Here is a 17,357-nt window from a genome sequence, read left to right on the forward strand (position 1 = left end):
GCATGAGCGCGACCTGGCCCAGTCGTTGCCCGACGGTGCTGGAGTATTTCCAGACGCTGGTGGGCAGCGACGACGACTTTGCCCTGCTGGAGGCAGCCATTGCCCTCGGGCAGGACGCCGAGCCATCACTGGATGTTCAGGCCGAGCTGGCTCGGGTGGACCTGCTGGCAGAGCGGCTCACACAGCGGTTGCCGGCCGATGCGTCGCCTGCCCATTGCCTTCGGCTGCTGAATGCCTACTTCTTCAAGGAGCTCGGCTTCGGTGGCAACGTGAATGACTACTACAGCGCCGACAACAGCTACCTGCACCGTGTGCTGGAGACCCGGCGCGGCATTCCCATCTCGCTGGCGGTGCTCTACATGAGCCTGGCGGAGGCGGTGGGTTTGCAGGCGCACGGCGTTTCGTTCCCGGGCCACTTTCTCGTCAAGGTGCGTGTGCCCAACGGCGAGGTCATCGTCGATCCGTTCACCGGCCAGTCCCTGTCGCGCCAGGCGCTGGATGAACGGCTTGAGCCGTTCCGCCAGCAGCATGGCCTGGTGGGTGATTTCGACACGCCGCTGGGCTTGTTCCTGCAGGCCGCTTCGTCGCGCGACATCCTGGTACGCATGCTCCGCAACCTGCAACTGGTGCATCGGCAAACCGGCCAGCTCGACCGGCTGCTGGCCGTGCAGGAGCGGCTGGTGCGCTTGCTGCCGGAACAATGGGAAGAGCGGCGCGACCGCGCGCTGGTGCTGGCCGATCTCGGCCTGTTCGAGCGGGCCGTGGCCGACATGGGCAGCTACCTTGAAGCCCACCCTGACGCCGGCGATGCCGCCCGCATGGCTGCGCACCTGAACGATTGGCGCGCGCAGCCGGGTTCCCGACTGTATTGAACTGCCTTCTACAATCAGTCACGCCACGGTCGTGGCTTTTGTACTTTCCCGGATGAACCTCACCCCTGCACAGCGACAAACCCTGAGCTGGCTGCTGATACTGGCAGCCGGGCTGGGTGTGGTCTGGCTGCTGGCGCCCGTGCTGACGCCGTTCCTGGTGGCCGCCGTGCTGGCCTATGCCTTGCACCCCGCCGTGGCGGCGCTGGTGCGCTGCCGCCTGCCGCGTACCGTGGCTGTCACCGTGGTGGTGGTCGTGGCCTTGCTGCTGGGGCTGGCCCTGCTGACCATGCTCGTGCCCATCCTGGCGAAGGAATTGCCGCAATTGCGTGAGCAGGTGCCCATGCTGGCGGACCGCCTGAACCGCCAGCTGGCGCCCTGGTTGAGCCAGTTCGGCGTGCATGTGCAGCTCGACGTGGCTGGCATCAAGGCCATGGCCATGAAGGTGCTGGACGGCAATCTGGAAGACTGGATGGCCACGGCGCTGAGCTCTGCGCGCATCGGCGGCAGCATCGTGCTGGCGCTAGTTGGCAACCTGGTCCTAGTGCCTGTGGTGCTATTTTATCTGCTGCTGGACTGGCCCAACCTGGTGGAGCGCCTGCTGGTGCTGGTGCCGCCGCGCCTGCGCGCGCAGGTCGACGGCTTCCTGGCGGAGTGCGACGCCGTGCTGGGGCAATACCTGCGCGGCCAGTTGCTGGTGATGCTGTCGCTGGCAGCGTTCTATACGGTGGCTCTGGCCGTGGCGGGCTTCGAGCTGGCCGTGCCTGTGGGCGTGTTCACGGGCCTGGCTATCTTCATTCCTTACCTGGGTTACGGCCTGGGCCTGGTGCTGGCGCTGCTGAGTGCGGTGCTGCAGTTCCAGGGCTGGTACGGCGTTGGCGCAGTCGCCCTCATCTACGGCGTCGGTCAGGTGCTCGAGAGCTTCCTGCTCACGCCGCGCCTGGTGGGCGAGCGCATCGGCCTTGACCCGTTGGCCGTGATCTTCGCCTTGCTGGCCTTCGGCCATCTTTTCGGATTTGTCGGTGTGCTGATCGCGCTGCCGCTGTCGGCCGTGTTGCTGGTGGCCGGGCGGCGTGTGCGGCAAGCCTATGTGGGCAGTGAGTTGTACCGCGGATGAAGCAGTTGCCCTTGGCGATCGGTCTCGACACCGAGCCCGATTTTGATTCGTTCGTGACCGGTGACAACGGCTTGGCGCTGGCCGAGCTGCAAGGCCTGCGCTACCCCGGCCCGCCCATTTATCTGTACGGCCCCGCCGGTGCCGGCAAGACCCACCTGCTGCGCGCCCTGGCCGGCCAGGTGCGGCTGCAAGGCGGCCGCTGCGGCTGGTTTGATGCCGACGCGCCGCTGCCCTGGACCTTCGACGAAGGCTGGTCGCTCATCGTGATCGATGGCGCCGAGCGGCTCGACGCGGCCCGGCAGCACGCTGCCTTCACGCTGTTCGTGGAAGCCGCGACGCACCAGATCCAGATGGCGTCGGCCGGCCGGGAACCACCTGTAGCGCTGGAGGTGCGGGAAGACCTGCGTACCCGCTTCGGCTGGGGCGCGGTGCTGGGTTTGCAGGCCTTGTCGGAAACCGACACGCGCGCGGCTTTGCGCCGCGAAGGCGAGCGGCGCGGGCTGCCGCTGTCGGACGAGGTGCTGGACTATCTGCTGACGCGCTTTTCGCGCAATCTCGCTTCCCTGATGACCCTGCTGCAGCGCCTGGACAGCTTTTCGCTGGCCGAGCGGCGGCATGTCACGGTACCCTTGCTGAAAAAAATGGTGGCCGAAGAGGGCCAAGCTGCATGAAACTGGCCCTGTTTGACCTTGACGGCACGCTGCTGCCCAACGATTCCGATCACGCGTTTGGCCAGTTCATGGTCGACATCGGCTGGGCCGACGCCGCGGTCTGGCAAGCCCGGAATGACGAGTTCTACGCGCAATACCAGGCCGGCACGCTGGTGCTGGCCGAGTACGTGGATTTCGCCACCTCGGTCTGGCGCGGCAGGCCGGTGGCTGAAGCTGAAGCGGCCCGTGAGCGCTTCATGGCCGAGGTGATCGGCCCGGTGCTGGCGCCGCAAGCGCTGGCGCTGGTGCGCAGCCACCTCGACGCTGGTGACTGCGTGGCGGTGGTCACGGCGACCAACGAGTTCGTGACCCGCCCGATTGCCAGCGCGTTTGGTGTGGACACCCTGCTGGCGGTGGAGTTGGAGCGTGACGATGCCGGCCGTGTGACGGGCCGCGTGAAGGGCGTTCCGACCTTCCGCGAAGGCAAGGTCACCCGGGTGCATGCGTGGCTGGCTGAGCAGGGCCGCACGCTGTCTGATTTTGATGACGTGCTGTTCTACAGCGATTCCCCCAACGATCTGCCGCTGCTCGAAGTGGTGCCCACGCCGGTGGCCACCAACCCGACGCCGGCCCTGGAGGCCATTGCCCGCGAACGCGGCTGGCGCATCCTCAACCTGTTTCAAAACCAATGATCCGCAAATTCATCGACAAGCTGCTGGGCAAGCCGGCAGGCGCCGAGGCCGGATCGGCCAAGGCTTCGCACATTCCGCTGGGCAAGCGCGTGGAGGTGCCGGTGTCCGAACACGGCATCAACCCCGCCTTGCTTGATGACAGGGCCGTGCGCGTGGTGACCACCCTGCAGGACGCCGGCTTCACCGCCTACATCGTCGGCGGTGCCGTGCGTGACCTGCTGGTCAATCGCCGCCCGAAGGACTTCGACGTGGCCACCGACGCCACGCCCGAGCAGGTCAAGGGCCTGTTCCGCCGCGCCTTCATCATCGGCCGCCGCTTCCGCATCGTGCACGTCATCCACGGCCGTGGCCGTGACCATGAGGTGATCGAGGTCTCGACCTTCCGCGCCTACATGGACAACGCGGCGGCCGAGCAGGTGCAGGGCAACGAGAAGACTGCCAAGGACGCCATCGCCAACAAGAGCCATGTGGTGGATGCCAGCGGCCGCGTGCTGCGCGACAACGTCTGGGGCCCGCAGATCGAGGACGCGGCGCGCCGCGACTTCACGATCAACGCGATGTACTACGACCCGCGCACGCAGATCGTGGTCGACTATCACGGCGGCCTGAAGGACATCCGTGCGCAGACGCTGCGCATGATCGGCGACCCCGAGACCCGTTACCGCGAAGACCCGGTGCGCATCCTGCGCGTGGTGCGCTTCGCCGCCAAGCTGGGCTTCAAGCTCGAGCCGAAGACGCAGAAGCCGATCCGTGCGATGGCCAGTACTTTGGCCAACGTGCCGGCTTCGCGCCTGTTTGACGAAATGATCAAGCTGCTGCAGACCGGCCATGCCCTGTCGAGCCTGGCGCAGTTGAAGGCGCAGGGCCTGGACCGTGGCGTGTTCCCGATCCTGGACGCCGTGCTGTCGCAGGCGCCGGAAGGCAGCGAGCGCGAGAAGTTCCTGACTCTGGCTTTGCAGGACACCGACCGCCGGGTCGGCGAAGGCAAGCCGGTGGCGCCGAGCTTCATGCTGGCCTGCATGCTGTGGCATGAGGTGCTGACCCGCTGGGAGGCCAACCGTGCCCAGGGCGAGCCCACGATGCCAGCGCTGCAACTGGCCATCGACACGGTGTTTGATGCTCGCATCGGCGACATCTCCGGCCGCGGCAAGCTGGCGACCGACATGCGTGAGATCTGGATGATGCAGCCGCGCTTCGAGCGCCGCACCGGCAGCCAGCCTTACGGTCTGGTCGAGCAGCCGCGCTTCCGTGCCGGCTTCGACTTCCTGCGTCTGCGTGCCGACCTGGGCGAGGTGTCGCAAGACCTGGCCGAGTGGTGGGAAGACTTCTCGCTGGGCAACGAGGAAGAGCGCGAGGCCCTGATCGAGGCTGCTCGCGCCAGCGGTCGCCCGGCGTCGGGCCCGCGTCCGCGCCGCACGCCGCCGCCTCCGCGCCCGGGGACTGCCGTGGCTGCCGGGGCCGACAGCGCTTCGGATGATGGTGAAGGGGAGGGCTCGTCGTCTGCCCCGAAGAAGCGCCGTCGTCGCCGCCGCAAGCCGGGCTCCGGCGAGGGTGGTGGCGCAGCGCCGCAGGGCTCTGCCGGCGAATGAGTGCCGTGCCAGCGCCGGTGACGGCCTGGATCGGCCTCGGCGCCAACCTGGGTGATGCCCGGGAGACGGTGCTGGCGGCGGCTCGGGCGATCGCAGCCTGGGACGAAGGCGCAGGGATGCGCCTGTCGCCGCTCTACCGGAGTGCACCCATCGACGCCGGTGGGCCTGACTTCTTCAACGCAGTCGCGGCCATCGACACCCGTTTGTCACCCGAGGCGGTGCTGGACAAGCTGCAGGCCCTGGAGCTGGCGTTCGGCCGCGAGCGGCCCTACCGCAATGCGCCTCGCACGCTCGATCTGGATTTGCTGCTGCATGGCCAGACGCACCTCGACACCCCGCGCCTGACGCTGCCGCATCCGCGCCTGCATCAACGAGCGTTTGTGCTGCGGCCGTTGCTGGACCTCGCGCCCGATCTGATCGTGCCCGGGCTCGGTGCTGCAGCCGATCATCTGCCTGCCGTCTCGGATCAGGCCATTCAAGCCTGCAACAAATGAGCTTCCTCGCCCAGTTGCCCTTGCCCCTGCAGACCTTTGGTCTGCTGTTGCTGTCCAACCTGTTCATGACCTTCGCCTGGTATGGCCACCTCAAGCACCAGAGCGGCAAGCTCTGGTGGGTGGCTGCGCTGACCAGCTGGGGCATCGCGCTGTTCGAGTACCTGTTGCAGGTGCCCGCCAACCGCATCGGGCATGCGGGCGGATACAGCCTGGCTCAGCTGAAGATCGCCCAGGAGGTCCTCACGCTGGCGGTGTTCGTGCCCTTCGCCGTTTTCTGGATGGGCGAGCCTCTGAAGCTGGACTATCTCTGGGCCGGGTTGTGTCTGATGGGCGCGGTGTACTTCATCTTCCGAGCCTAACCCTGGCAGGTGCTGACAGCGCGCTGTCGCGGCTTCGATACAATCGAAATATGACGGACTGATGACAGTTCAGTGACGTCAACCCCACAGACACATGCCTGCCGCAATCGGTTGGTTGTCAGTGGCACCTGAGCGGCCACACCGAGCGGATCTTCCCGGTGGCGTGGCCGCTTTGTGCTGCTTGGCACCGTTCGCTTGACGGCAGGACCAACGACCACGCCCAACCAAGGGCGGTTTCCCACGAGGAGTCCCCGAATGATTTTCGGCAAGCTGTTGCCCAAAGATGGCAACTTCTTCGAGCTGTTCAATGAACACGGCAAGTACATCGCCGAAGGCGGCCGTGCCTTCGTGCAGATGATCCAGTACTACAACACGCCGGATCTGCGCGAGAAGTACGCGCGTGAAGTCGACAACGCCGAGCATGCGGCCGACAAGATCACCGCCGAAGTGAACCGCCTGCTGCACCGCACGTTCATCACGCCGATCGACCGCGAACAGATCCACGGCCTGATCAATGCGATGGATGACATCCTCGACCTGCTGCAGGATTCGAGCGAAGTCATGGCCCTGTACGACGTGCAGCATGTCAATGAAGACGTGGTGCGCCTCGGCGAGATCTCGGTGAAGTGCTGCGAGCGTGTGCAACACGCCGTGTCGCTGATCCCGAAGCTGAGCGATCCGGCCGTGGCTGAAGCCGCCCTGAAGACCTGCGAGGAAATCGACCGCCTGGAGTCGGATGCCGACCGCGTCATGCGCAGTGCGATGTCGCGCCTGTTCCGTGAAGAGCAGGACACCCGCGAGCTGATCAAGCTCAAGGCCATCTACGAGCACCTGGAGACGATCTCCGACCGTTGCGAAGACGTGGCCAACCTCATCGAGGGCATCGTCCTCGAGAACTCCTGATCCCAGCGGAAAGCGGTTTTTCTCATGGAAGCCTCTTCCATCGCGTTCTGGGTCGTCGCGCTGCTGGTCGTTCTGGCCCTCGCGTTCGACTTCATGAACGGGTTTCACGATGCTGCGAACTCGATCGCCACGGTGGTCTCCACCGGGGTGCTCAAGCCGCAGCAGGCCGTGCTGTTTGCAGCTTTCTTCAACGTCGTCGCCATCAGCATCTTTCAGCTGAAGGTGGCCAGCATGATCGGCAAGGGCATCGTCGAGCCTGGCGTGGTGGACCACCACGTCGTGTTCGGTGCGCTCATCGGCGCCATCACCTGGAACATCATCACCTGGTGGTACGGCATCCCCTCGTCGAGCTCGCACGCCCTGATCGGCGGCATCATGGGCGCGGTGATGGCCAAGGCGGGTGTCTCGAAGCTCGTCGGCGCCGGCATCCTGAAGACCATCGTCTTCATCTTCGTCTCGCCGTTCCTCGGCTTCGTGCTGGGCTCGCTGATGATGGTGCTGGTGGCCTGGGTCTTCAGGCGCACCTCGCCGATCCGCGTTGACCGCTGGTTCCGCCGTCTGCAGCTGGTGTCCGCCGGCCTGTATTCGCTGGGTCACGGCGGCAATGACGCGCAGAAGACCATCGGCATCATCTGGATGCTGCTGGTGGCTGCTGGCTACATGACGGTGGACGACAAGGCGCCGCCAAACTGGGTGATCTGGTCGTGCTACATGGCCATTGGTGCGGGCACCATGTTCGGCGGCTGGCGCATCGTCAAGACGATGGGTCAGCGCCTGACCAAGCTGAAGCCCGTGGGCGGCTTCTGTGCCGAGACGGGCGGCGCCATCACGCTGTTCCTGGCCACGGCGCTCGGTATTCCGGTGTCCACCACCCACACCATCACCGGTGCCATCGTCGGCGTGGGTGCGGTGCGCAATGCGTCGGCTGTGCGCTGGGGCCTGGCCAGCAACATCGTCTGGGCCTGGATCTTCACCATCCCGGCCACGGCGTTTGTGGCGGGCATGTTCTATTGGCTCAGCACGCTGCTGTTCTGATTAAACTGCCCGGCGCCAAGTGTGCCGGCATGAAAAAAGGGGCCTTCGTGGCCCCTTTTTGTTGCGCCTCTCGGGGCGAGCCTCACGGTTTGGCGGCTTCGATTTCCGCCTGCAAACGCTGGTATTCAAAATACTTCTGGCCACCAAAGGCGATGGTGCCCATCAAGGCGGTGCCGCCCAGCAGCAGCGCAACGATGACCCCGAACACCGGTATCCAGCCGCTGCCGGCATCGGGCTGGCCGTTGCGGTAGCGGGCGTTCCAGCGCTCGTCGGGTGTCAGGCCGATCACGATGGCGCTCAGCATTGCCTGCGCAATCATCAGCCCCAGGATGGGAATCAGCGCCCATGAGGTGGTGTCGTCCTGCCCGAGGTTGTCCATGCGAATCACACCGGCCAGGCCTATCAGTGTCGGGATCGGGCTGAGCCAGCCGATCACGTCGCGGCGGCCGTGCAGGTAGAAGCGGTGCGCGCCGAGCGTGCCGAACACCAGTGCCAGCCAAGTGGCGATCGCCTTGGAGCGGGGAGCGGCCGCGCTCATGCGTGGATGTCCACGGGGTCCTGGCTGCTGCCGGTGCCCAGTGCGCGCTGCATCATCACCACGTCCAGCCAGCGATCGAACTTCCAGCCAGCGCTGCGCAGCACGCCGGTGTGCTCGAACCCGAGCCGGCGGTGCACGCCGATCGAGCCCAGGTTGTCGCTGTCGCCGATGACGGCCAGCATCTGACGTGCGCCAGCGGCCTCGCAGCGGGCCATCAGCTCAGCCAGCAGGGCGGTGCCCACGCCGCGGCCCTTGGCGGCAGGCGCCAGGTAAATCGAGTCCTCGACGCAGAAGCGGTAGGCTCGGCGTGGGCGGAAGTGGTTGGCGTAGGCATAACCCACCACCTCGTCGCCCAGCTGGGCCACCAGCCAGGGCAGGTGGTTGGCCAGCACGGCGTCGCGGCGACGGCCCATTTCGGCGAGGTCGGGCGCTTCCAGCTCGAAGGTGCCGGTGCCGTGCAGCACGGCGTCCTCATAGATGGCCGTGATGGCTGGAAGATCGTCTATCGTGCTCGGGCGGATCAGCAATTGTGCGTTGGTCATCAGGGTTGGCTATCGCAACATGAATTCAGCGTTTATAATCTCATGTTTTCGGGCGCGGTTGCCGCGGTTCGTCTGGGTAAAGCCAAGGGTTCTGGTTCGAATGCTCCAAGCGGGCATCGGGCTGAATTCAGGGAAGCGCCGGGCGTCAACTCAGCAGGCAGCGTATCTACGAGCTTGAGAAAACAACATGTGCTGTGCGCTCTGGCGGGGTAACCCGATTCAGGCGGCGGTAAACGGAATCAGCCACACCTTGCGGTGTCTCCTTGGGGTGGCGGTTCAACAATTGATTCCTGAGGTAACGACACATGGTCGTCATTCGTCTTGCTCGCGGCGGTTCCAAGAAGCGCCCGTTCTACAACATCGTCGTGGCTGACTCGCGTGAGCGCCGTGATGGCCGCTTCATCGAGCGCGTGGGTTTCTACAACCCGCTGGCTGGTGAGCGTGGTGAGTCCCTGCGCGTTGCACAAGACCGCGTGACCCACTGGATTGGCGTTGGCGCACAGCCGTCGCCGACCGTGAAGCGCCTGATCGACAAGGCAGCTGCCAAGGTCGTCGCGGCCTGATCCAGGCGCACGCCTGGTGCCAGCTCCTGCCCTTCGTGTGTCTGACGTGAACAGCGCAACCACCAACGAGCAGGCCAGCTGGCCCGATGACGCGATCGAAGTCGGTCGCATCATCGACGCCTGGGGTATCAAGGGGGGCTTCAAAGTGACGCCTTTCTCCTCTGATCCCCAGGCTTTGTTTTCTTCGCGTCGCTGGTTTCTGAAGCCGGCGGCCGATGTGCCTGGCCGTCCTGCGTCACCAGTGGTGCGCAATGCCCAGGCGCTGCCCGCCACGCTGAAGATCACCTCTGCCCGTGAGCAGGGGGATGTCGTGGTGGCCACGTCCCCTGACATCCCGGACCGCAACGCCGCTGAAGCCCTCAAGGGTGCCCGCGTGTTCGTCTCGCGTGAAAGTTTCCCGACGGCCGGTGACGGTGAGTATTACTGGATCGATCTGATCGGTCTGGATGTGGTCAACCGCGATGGTGTGGCGCTCGGCCCCGTCGTCGATCTGATCGATACCGGCCCGCACTGCGTCTTGCGCGTGCGTCGTCCCGAGGCTGCGCCTGATGCCAAGCCCGACGACGCCGAACGCCTGATTCCCTTCGTCGATGCCTTTGTCGACCAGGTTGACCTTGCGGCTCGCCGCATCACGGTCGACTGGGGCCTCGACTACTGACGCCTGCCCAGGCGTCGAGCCCGGTCCGGATGCGCTTCGACGTCATCACCCTGTTCCCTGAGTTGTTCGCGCCCTTCCTGACGGTGGGCGTGACGCGCCGCGCGTTTGCGTCCGGCCAGGTCGACGTTCACTGCTGGCCGCTGCGCGATCACACCGAAGACAACTACCGCCGCGTCGATGACCGCCCCTACGGTGGCGGCCCCGGCATGGTGATGCTGGTTGAGCCGCTGGAGCGTGCGCTGGCTGCCGTGCGTGCGGCCCGTGCCGACTCGGCCCCCGCGCCGGTCATCCACTTCAGCCCGACCGGCCGCCAGATTGACCAGACAGTGATGCGTGAGCTGTCGGCCGGCCCTGGCGCCATCTTCCTGTGCGGCCGTTATGAAGGCATCGATCGGCGCTTTCTGGATCGCCATGTCGACATCGAGCTGAGCCTGGGCGACTTCGTGTTGTCTGGCGGCGAGTTGCCGGCCCTGGCCGTGCTGGACGGCGTCGCCCGCCTGCAGGAAGGGGTGCTGGCCGATGCGCGCTCACACCAGCAGGACAGCTTCGAAGACGGCCTGCTGGACTGCCCGCATTACAGCCGGCCGGAAAGCTGGACGCCGCCGGACGGCGAGGCGCTGCACGTGCCGCCGGTGCTGATGTCCGGCCATCACGCCGACATCGCCCGCTGGCGCAGGGAGCAATCGCTGGCCATCACGGCACGGCGTCGGCCTGATCTGATTGCCGCGGCGCGCGCGCGCGGGCTGCTTTCGAAGCAAGATGAGCGCTACCTCGCCAGTCTTGCGCTATAATCAAAGGCTTTTCGATCCTCTGCCGGGCGATAAGTGATGCAGGTTCTTCTGCATCACGACCGTTTTGACGCTGCGCCGGCACGATCTTTTGGAGAAATCTGTGGACCTGATCCAGACCCTTGAGCAAGAAGAAATTGCTCGCCTGAACAAGACCATCCCGGCCTTCGCGCCTGGCGACACCGTCATCGTCTCGGTGAACGTGGTTGAAGGCACCCGCAAGCGTGTGCAGGCTTATGAAGGCGTCGTGATTGCCAAGCGCAACCGCGGCCTGAACAGCAGCTTCATCGTTCGCAAGATCTCCAGCGGTGAAGGCGTGGAACGTACGTTCCAGCTGTACAGCCCGCTGATCGCTTCGATCGAAGTCAAGCGCCGCGGCGATGTCCGTCGCGCCAAGCTGTACTACCTGCGTCAGCGTTCGGGCAAGTCGGCTCGAATCAAGGAAAAGCTGGCCTGATCGGGCTTGGTGTGCCACCCCTGTGGTGGTGCATCAGTCTGGTTCAGCCAGTCAGCGGATCAAGCCTGTCTCAGGTGCGATCCGCGCAAAGCCGCCTCCGGGCGGCTTTGTCATGTCTGGCGTACCCTGCCGAGCGCAGCATCACGCCCGTCCTCCTTGAATGACTTCCACCAGCACCCCTCCGCCAGCAGCCCCCCGGGTCATCATCACCGACCCCAGCGCGGTGCCCGTGCTCTCCATCGATACGCACCTGCCAGCCATTCCCGATGAGCGATTGACGCCCGACTGGCTGCGGGCGCATCTGCCCCGCTTGTCGATGGCGCCGCCGTTCATCACGGGTGACGGCGCGCGGCCTGACATTGCCGGTGATCGTGTGCCCACCGCAGCGTCGGTGCTGGTACCCCTGGTGATGCGCGCAGACGGGCTGCATGTGCTGCTGACGCGCCGTACCGAGCACCTGCGCAACCATGCTGGGCAGATCAGCTTTCCCGGCGGCCGACAGGAGCCCACCGATACCGACGCCGTGGCCGCTGCCTTGCGTGAAGCGGAGGAAGAAATCGGCCTGCAAGCCGCGCAGATCGACGTGATTGCCAGCCTGCCGATCTACACCACGGTCACCCGGTTTCTGGTCACCCCGGTGATCGGCTTCGTGCCGTCCGATGTGCCCCTGCAATTGCAGCAGGGCGAGGTGGCCGAGGCGTTCGAGGTGCCACTGGCCTTCCTGATGTCGCCCGCCAATCACCAGCGCCATGAGGTGGTGATCGACGGAATGGCGCGCCAGTTCCTCTCAATGCCGTGGGTGCCGGCACCCGGCGCCCAGCCTTACTTCATCTGGGGCGCGACCGCGGCGATGCTGCGCAACCTTTACCACCTGTTGCAGGCCGACTGACCCCAGACGCAGGGCTGTCATGCAGGTACCCAATGACGCAGTGACGCGGAGCTGTATGCAAGTGGCTCGCAGCAGCGCGTTTCCGACAACGGTGCATCGCGTGCGTTCGAAATGCACCGTAAAGCGGCGCGCAGACCCGAAGCCTCGTTATCATCAACGACGATGAGCTTTTTCGCCGTTCTCTTCGCGCTGATGGTCGAGCAGATCAAGCCCCTGCCGCGCGACAACTGGGTGCACGACACGCTGGCCTCCTGGGTCGGCTGGACGGGGCGCAACTTTGATGCTGGCAAGCCAGGTCATGCGCGCATCGTCTGGGTGGTCACCGTGATCTTCCCGGCGCTGGTGGCCTGGGGGCTGCATGCGGCCATCGGCTACTTCAGCCTGATCGGCGCCTTGGCCTTCGATGTGGGCGTGCTCTACCTCACCCTGGGTTTCCGGCAGTTCAGCCACTACTTCACCGACATTCGCGAAGCGCTGGAGCGCGGTGACGAAGACCATGCGCGCGCGCTGCTCGCCGAGTGGCGTCACCTCGATGCGTCCGAGTTGCCCCGCAACGAGCTGCTGCGCCATGTGATCGAGCATTCCCTGCTCGCGGCCCACCGCCATGTGTTCGGCGTCTTCTTCTGCTATGTGGTGCTGGCCGCCATCGGGTTTGGCCCGGCGGGCGCGGTGATCTACCGCATGGCCGAGTTCGCCAGCCGCTACTGGGCCTTCCGCAGCCGCAAGATGGGCGTGGCGGTGAACGAAGGCCTGCGTGACCTGTCGCAGCGCGCCTTCGGCCTGATCGACCATGTGCCGGCCCGCCTGACCGCCTTCGGTTTTGCGGTGGTCGGCAACTTCGAGGAAGCCGTGTCGGGTTGGCGGCGTGACGCCGAACTCTGGCGCCATGCGAACGAAGGCATCATCCTGGCCGCCGCCGCGGGCGCCGTGGGCGTGCAGCTGGGTGGCGCCACCGCGCCGGGCGTGACGCCCGACCGTTCCCGCACCTTCACCGGTGGCCTGGACGCCGAGTCGGTCGAGGCCGCAGGCTCAACGCCGGGCATTCCGCCACAGCTTGGCCACCTCGGCAGCGTGGTGGGCCTGGTCTGGCGCTCGGTGGTGCTGTGGATGCTTCTGCTGGCCCTGCTGAAGCTGGCCAACCTGCTGGGCTGAGCCCGCCCCTTCAGCCCTTGGGCTGAGCAGGTCCACTCAGCCTTTGCGCTGACCCTGTTCCAGCTCGTCCCACAGCGCTTCATACAGCCGATAGCGTGACGCACTGATCTTCCCGTCTTCGAGTGCCGTGCGCACGCCGCAGCCCGGTTCATGCCGGTGGCTGCAGTTGTAGAAGCGGCAATGACCCAGGTGCTGCCGCAGGTCGGGCATCAGGTCGGCCAGCCGCTGCGGGGTGATGTGCATCAGCCCGAATTCCTGGAAGCCCGGGGAATCCAGCACCGCGGCGCGCTCACCGCTTTCGGTGGCCGCCACGCCGTCCAGCCAGTACCAGCTGGTGGTTGTGGTGGTGTGTTTGCCCGAGTTCAGCGCGGTCGAGATTTCACGCACCTCGGCGGCGGCCTGCGGCACCATCAGGTTGATCAAGGTGCTCTTGCCCATGCCACTGGCGCCCAGCACCAGCGTGGCCTTGCCGGCCAGATGGGGTTGCAGCAGGGCCATCGCCGCGTCAGGGGCGGTGGTAAGTGCGGTTTCCAGCACCGTCAGGCCCATGTCGCGGTAGGGCTGCAGGCGTTCACGTGCCAAGGCGGCCGTTGGCAGGTCGGTCTTGTTCAGCAGCAGCGTGGTCGTGATGCCGGCGTCCTCCGCGGCGATCAGCGCACGGGTGAGCTGCGACTCACTGAACATCGGCTCGCCGGCCAGCACCACCAGCAGCAGGTCGATGTTGGCGGCGAAGGACTTGGTGCGCCATTCGTCCTGCCGCATCAGCAGGTTGCGGCGGGGCAGGGGGGCTTCGATGACAGCTTCGTCACCGGCGGGCTTCCACAACACGCGGTCACCGACCACGCATTGGCTCTTCTTGCCTTTCGGGTGCGCCAGGATGCGCTCGCCGTCCGGCTTTTCAAGGATCACGTGCCGACCGTGCGCGCCCACCACCAGGGCTTGAGGCAATTGCTCGCGGGCCATCAACGGGGCAGGGCCGCAAGGCGCTCGGAAGCGGGCGGGTGCGAGTAGTAAAAACGTGCGTACAAGGGGTCGGGTGTCAAGGTAGAGGCGTTGTCCTGGTAAAGCTTCAAAAGCGCCGCTGCCAAGGCCGGGCCACTGGATTGGGCACTGGCGTAGGCATCAGCTTCAAATTCTGCCTTGCGCGATGAACGCGCCATCAGCGGCGAGACGAAAAAGGCAAAGGGTGGCACGGCCAGCGTGAACAGCATCAGCGCCATGCCGTCATTGGCTGCGCCCAGGTTCGGGCTGACGCCCAGTCCCAGATAGAAGCCCGTCTGCTGCGCCAGCCAGCCCAGCAAAGCCAGGGCGGCCAGGCTCATGCCGATCACCAGGGCCATGCGCGTGATGACGTGCCGGTGATGGAAGTGACCCAGCTCGTGCGCCAGCACGGCTTCCACTTCCACCGGGCTCAGGCGCTCGAGCAGGGTGTCATAGAACACCACGCGCTTGGCCTTGCCCAGCCCCGCGAAGTAGGCGTTGCCGTGGGCGGAGCGGCGGCTGCCGTCCATCACGAAGAAGCCCTTGACCTGGAAACCGCAGCGCTGCATCAGGGCCTGCACCCGCTCGCCCAGGGCCGTGTCTTTCAGGGGCTCGAACTTGTTGAACATCGGCGCGATCAGGGTCGGCCAGATCAACTGCATCAGCAGCATGAAGCCGGTCCACAAGGCCCAGGCCCACAGCCACCACAGGCTGCCCGCGGCGCCCATCACCCATAGCACGGCGGCCAGCAGGGGCGCACCCACCAGCGTGCCCACCAGCGTGCCCTTGAGCAGGTCGGCGATGAACAGGCCCGGCGTCACCCGGTTGAAGCCGAATTGCTGCTCGATGCGGAAGACGCGCCACAGCTCGGCGGGCAGGTCAATCAGGCCGTTGAGTACGCTGAACGCGCCGAACAGGGCCAGCTGGTAGGCCATGTCGCCCCAGCGCACCTGCACGTTGGCCAACAGCCATTGGTTGAGCGATTCCAGGCCCCCGAGCAGTGTCCAGCCCATCAGCACCGCGGTGGCGAGGGCCTCGCTCAGCAGGCCGAAGCGGGCCTTGGCGATGGTGTAGTCGGCCGCATGCTGGTGCGCCTGGAGAGTGATGATGCCGGCGAAGGCGTCGGGCACCGCGTGGCGGTGGGTGTGGACATGGCGGATCTGGCGACTCGACAGCCAGACCTTGGCCACCAGCGACGCGATCACCGCGGCGCAAAAGGCCAGGGAAACAGTGCTTGCTTGCATGGGGGCGAGTGTACGTTTGTCGGACAATCACCCGCTGTAGATACAAGGACAACCATGAGCGCAACCACCTTGGCCAAGAACGACCAGAACCTGATCTGGATCGACCTTGAAATGACCGGCCTGAAGCCGGACTCCGACCGCATCATCGAGATCGCCGTCGTCGTGACCGACCCGCACCTCACCGTGCGCGTTGAAGGCCCGGTGTTTGCCATCCACCAGAGCGACGCCGTGCTCGACGGCATGGACAACTGGAACAAGGGCACGCACGGTCGCAGCGGCCTGATTGACCGCGTGAAGGCGTCGACCACCAGCGAAGCCGATGCGGAAGCCCGCGTCATCGAGTTCCTCTCGGCCTATGTGCCAGCCGGCAAGAGCCCGATGTGCGGCAACTCGATCTGCCAGGACCGCCGCTTTCTGGCCAACTACATGAAGGGCCTGGAGGCGTTTTTCCACTACCGCAACCTCGACGTCAGCACCCTGAAGGAGCTGGCCCGCCGCTGGAAGCCCTCCGCCATGGAAGGCTTCAAGAAGGCCCAGGCGCACACCGCGCTGGCCGACATCCAGGAATCGATCGACGAGCTCGCGCATTACCGCGAGCATTTCCTGTCGCTCTGACCCGCGCTCACTCGTGCCGCAGCGCCTCGATCGGATCGAGGCGTGCGGCACGGCGTGCCGGCATGTAGCCGAACACCACGCCGATCAGCGCTGAAAAGCCGAACGCCAGCAGGTTGATGCCCGGGTTGAACAGCCAGGGCAGGCCCATCAGGCTGGTCAGGCCCCACGAGGCCAGCGTGGCCAGCACCACGCCCGTCAGCCCGCCCAGGGACGACAGCACCACCGCCTCGATCAGGAACTGCATCAGCACGTCGCGCTCCAGCGCGCCGATCGCCAGCCGCACGCCGATTTCGCGGGTGCGCTCGGTCACGCTGACCAGCATGATGTTCATGATGCCGATGCCGCCCACCAGCAGGCTCACCGCCGCCACCGCACCCAGCAGCGAGGTCATCAGCTGGGTGGTGCCCGACAGCGTCTGGGCGATCTGCGCGGTGTCGAGCACGTTGAAGTTGTCGTCGGCGCCGTCGGCCAGCCGGCGCCGCTCACGCAGCAACTGAGTCAGTTGCGCGGTGACCTGGCTGGTGTCCGCGCCGTCCTTCATCGACACCAGCAAGGTGTTCACCCGGGTGGTGCCGGTGACACGACGCTGGGCTGTGCGCAGCGGCACGATGATGGTGTCGTCCTGGTCCATGCCCATCGCAGCCTGGCCCTTGCTCGCCAGCAGGCCGATGATTTCACAAGAGAAGCCCTTGACGCGCACCGCCTGACCGATCGGGTTGGCGCTGGCGCCGAACAACTCCCGGCGCACCGTGTTGCCGATCACGCACACGGCCGCACCGGTGACCTGCTCGGTGTCGTTGAACACCCGGCCCGAAGCCAGTTGCCAGTTGGCCGCGACGAAGTAGGGCGCCGTGCTGCCCGTCACGGTGGTCGACCAGTTGCGGCCGTTTGCCACCACCGTGACAGCCCCGCGCACTTCGGGCGCCACCGCCTTCAGGCCGCCCACGCGGCTGGCAATGGCCTCGGCATCGGTGTCCTTGAAGGCTGGCGCGCCGGCACCGCTCATGCCCGGGCCCAGGCGCTGCCCGGGGCGGATCTGCAGCAGGTTGCTGCCCAGGCTGCTGATCTGGTCGCGCACCGCCTGCGTGGCGCCGTTGCCCAGCGTCACCATGGTCACCACGGCGGCCACGCCGATGACGATGCCCAGCACGGTCAGGAAGGAGCGCAGCAGGTTGCGGCAGATCGCCCGCCAGGCCAGCGTGAGGCTGCTCGTGAACATCAG

21 protein-coding genes are annotated in these 17,357 nt (G+C 65.9%); 16 read left to right on the plus strand and 5 right to left on the minus strand.

What is annotated here, in order from left to right; translation table 11 throughout:
* The first annotated feature begins 2 nt into the window (after positions 1-2).
* The 9 genes from AACH00_RS11730 (at position 3) to AACH00_RS11770 (ending at position 7,708) form a co-directional block, all read left to right on the plus strand.
* A complete protein-coding gene (locus AACH00_RS11730; protein WP_341399326.1) occupies positions 3-872 on the plus strand; it encodes a SirB1 family protein in 870 nt (289 codons plus the stop codon).
* 52 nt (positions 873-924) lie between these two features.
* Positions 925-1,986: an AI-2E family transporter gene (locus AACH00_RS11735; RefSeq protein ID WP_341399327.1), complete on the plus strand. Its 1,062-nt coding sequence runs from the start codon at positions 925-927 to the stop codon at positions 1,984-1,986.
* The gene (gene hda, locus AACH00_RS11740; RefSeq protein WP_341399328.1) at positions 1,983-2,657 is read left to right on the plus strand and encodes a DnaA regulatory inactivator Hda; all 675 of its coding nucleotides are present in this window, start codon (positions 1,983-1,985) and stop codon (positions 2,655-2,657) included. The genes AACH00_RS11735 and hda overlap by 4 nt, the downstream gene beginning before the upstream one ends.
* The gene (locus tag AACH00_RS11745) at positions 2,654-3,328 is read left to right on the plus strand and encodes a histidinol-phosphatase (protein ID WP_341399329.1); all 675 of its coding nucleotides are present in this window, start codon (positions 2,654-2,656) and stop codon (positions 3,326-3,328) included. The genes hda and AACH00_RS11745 overlap by 4 nt, the downstream gene beginning before the upstream one ends.
* Positions 3,325-4,917 (plus strand): polynucleotide adenylyltransferase PcnB, encoded by a 1,593-nt coding sequence (gene pcnB, locus AACH00_RS11750; RefSeq protein WP_341399330.1) that lies wholly within the window; start codon positions 3,325-3,327, stop codon positions 4,915-4,917. The genes AACH00_RS11745 and pcnB overlap by 4 nt, the downstream gene beginning before the upstream one ends.
* Positions 4,914-5,411 carry a 2-amino-4-hydroxy-6-hydroxymethyldihydropteridine diphosphokinase gene (folK, locus tag AACH00_RS11755; protein ID WP_341399331.1) on the plus strand — a complete coding sequence of 166 codons (498 nt, stop codon included), beginning with the start codon at positions 4,914-4,916 and terminating at the stop codon, positions 5,409-5,411. The genes pcnB and folK overlap by 4 nt, the downstream gene beginning before the upstream one ends.
* Positions 5,408-5,770: a DMT family protein gene (locus AACH00_RS11760; protein ID WP_341399332.1), complete on the plus strand. Its 363-nt coding sequence runs from the start codon at positions 5,408-5,410 to the stop codon at positions 5,768-5,770. The genes folK and AACH00_RS11760 overlap by 4 nt, the downstream gene beginning before the upstream one ends.
* A 255-nt stretch (positions 5,771-6,025) precedes the next feature.
* Positions 6,026-6,673 (plus strand): DUF47 domain-containing protein, encoded by a 648-nt coding sequence (locus tag AACH00_RS11765; RefSeq protein WP_341399333.1) that lies wholly within the window; start codon positions 6,026-6,028, stop codon positions 6,671-6,673.
* Positions 6,674-6,697: 24 nt separating this feature from the next.
* Positions 6,698-7,708, plus strand: a complete 1,011-nt coding sequence (locus AACH00_RS11770; RefSeq protein WP_341399334.1) for an inorganic phosphate transporter — start codon at positions 6,698-6,700, stop codon at positions 7,706-7,708.
* Positions 7,709-7,790: 82 nt separating this feature from the next.
* Here the strand turns inward: AACH00_RS11770 and AACH00_RS11775 are convergent, their stop codons facing one another.
* Both AACH00_RS11775 and AACH00_RS11780 read right to left on the minus strand, forming a co-directional pair.
* A complete protein-coding gene (locus AACH00_RS11775; protein ID WP_341399335.1) occupies positions 7,791-8,246 on the minus strand; it encodes an NINE protein in 456 nt (151 codons plus the stop codon).
* Positions 8,243-8,788: a GNAT family N-acetyltransferase gene (locus AACH00_RS11780; protein ID WP_341399336.1), complete on the minus strand. Its 546-nt coding sequence runs from the start codon at positions 8,786-8,788 to the stop codon at positions 8,243-8,245. Before AACH00_RS11780 ends, AACH00_RS11775 begins: the two co-directional genes overlap by 4 nt.
* 305 nt (positions 8,789-9,093) lie before the next feature.
* Here AACH00_RS11780 and rpsP point away from each other — a divergent pair, with 305 nt between their 5' ends.
* The 6 genes from rpsP (at position 9,094) to AACH00_RS11810 (ending at position 13,295) form a co-directional block, all read left to right on the plus strand.
* The gene (gene rpsP / locus AACH00_RS11785) at positions 9,094-9,351 is read left to right on the plus strand and encodes a 30S ribosomal protein S16 (protein ID WP_341399337.1); all 258 of its coding nucleotides are present in this window, start codon (positions 9,094-9,096) and stop codon (positions 9,349-9,351) included.
* A gap of 46 nt (positions 9,352-9,397) precedes the next feature.
* Entirely contained in the window at positions 9,398-10,009 is a 612-nt protein-coding gene (gene rimM, locus AACH00_RS11790) for a ribosome maturation factor RimM (protein ID WP_341399338.1), read from the plus strand.
* Between the two features lie 29 nt (positions 10,010-10,038).
* The gene (gene trmD / locus AACH00_RS11795; RefSeq protein ID WP_341399339.1) at positions 10,039-10,800 is read left to right on the plus strand and encodes a tRNA (guanosine(37)-N1)-methyltransferase TrmD; all 762 of its coding nucleotides are present in this window, start codon (positions 10,039-10,041) and stop codon (positions 10,798-10,800) included.
* Positions 10,801-10,900: 100 nt separating this feature from the next.
* Positions 10,901-11,254: a 50S ribosomal protein L19 gene (gene rplS, locus AACH00_RS11800; RefSeq protein WP_089417256.1), complete on the plus strand. Its 354-nt coding sequence runs from the start codon at positions 10,901-10,903 to the stop codon at positions 11,252-11,254.
* A 160-nt stretch (positions 11,255-11,414) separates the two neighbouring features.
* Positions 11,415-12,143 carry a CoA pyrophosphatase gene (locus AACH00_RS11805; RefSeq protein ID WP_341399340.1) on the plus strand — a complete coding sequence of 243 codons (729 nt, stop codon included), beginning with the start codon at positions 11,415-11,417 and terminating at the stop codon, positions 12,141-12,143.
* 162 nt (positions 12,144-12,305) lie between these two features.
* Positions 12,306-13,295, plus strand: coding sequence for a CobD/CbiB family protein (locus tag AACH00_RS11810; RefSeq protein ID WP_341399341.1), 990 nt, complete (start codon positions 12,306-12,308; stop codon positions 13,293-13,295).
* 36 nt (positions 13,296-13,331) lie between these two features.
* Here AACH00_RS11810 and rsgA read toward each other — a convergent pair whose 3' ends face one another.
* Both rsgA and AACH00_RS11820 read right to left on the minus strand, forming a co-directional pair.
* Positions 13,332-14,258 (minus strand): ribosome small subunit-dependent GTPase A, encoded by a 927-nt coding sequence (rsgA, locus tag AACH00_RS11815; protein ID WP_341399342.1) that lies wholly within the window; start codon positions 14,256-14,258, stop codon positions 13,332-13,334.
* Positions 14,258-15,520: a M48 family metallopeptidase gene (locus AACH00_RS11820; protein WP_341399343.1), complete on the minus strand. Its 1,263-nt coding sequence runs from the start codon at positions 15,518-15,520 to the stop codon at positions 14,258-14,260. The genes rsgA and AACH00_RS11820 overlap by 1 nt, the downstream gene beginning before the upstream one ends.
* A gap of 54 nt (positions 15,521-15,574) precedes the next feature.
* Between AACH00_RS11820 and orn the strand changes: the two genes are divergently transcribed.
* Complete coding sequence (gene orn, locus AACH00_RS11825; RefSeq protein ID WP_341399344.1) at positions 15,575-16,135, plus strand: oligoribonuclease; 561 nt, start codon at positions 15,575-15,577, stop codon at positions 16,133-16,135.
* Between the two features lie 7 nt (positions 16,136-16,142).
* Here orn and AACH00_RS11830 read toward each other — a convergent pair whose 3' ends face one another.
* Complete coding sequence (locus AACH00_RS11830) at positions 16,143-17,354, minus strand: ABC transporter permease (protein ID WP_341399461.1); 1,212 nt, start codon at positions 17,352-17,354, stop codon at positions 16,143-16,145.
* Positions 17,355-17,357 lie beyond the last annotated feature (3 nt).

This window comes from Ideonella margarita (assembly GCF_038066635.1).
Classification (GTDB): Bacteria; Pseudomonadota; Gammaproteobacteria; order Burkholderiales; family Burkholderiaceae_C; genus Ideonella; species Ideonella margarita.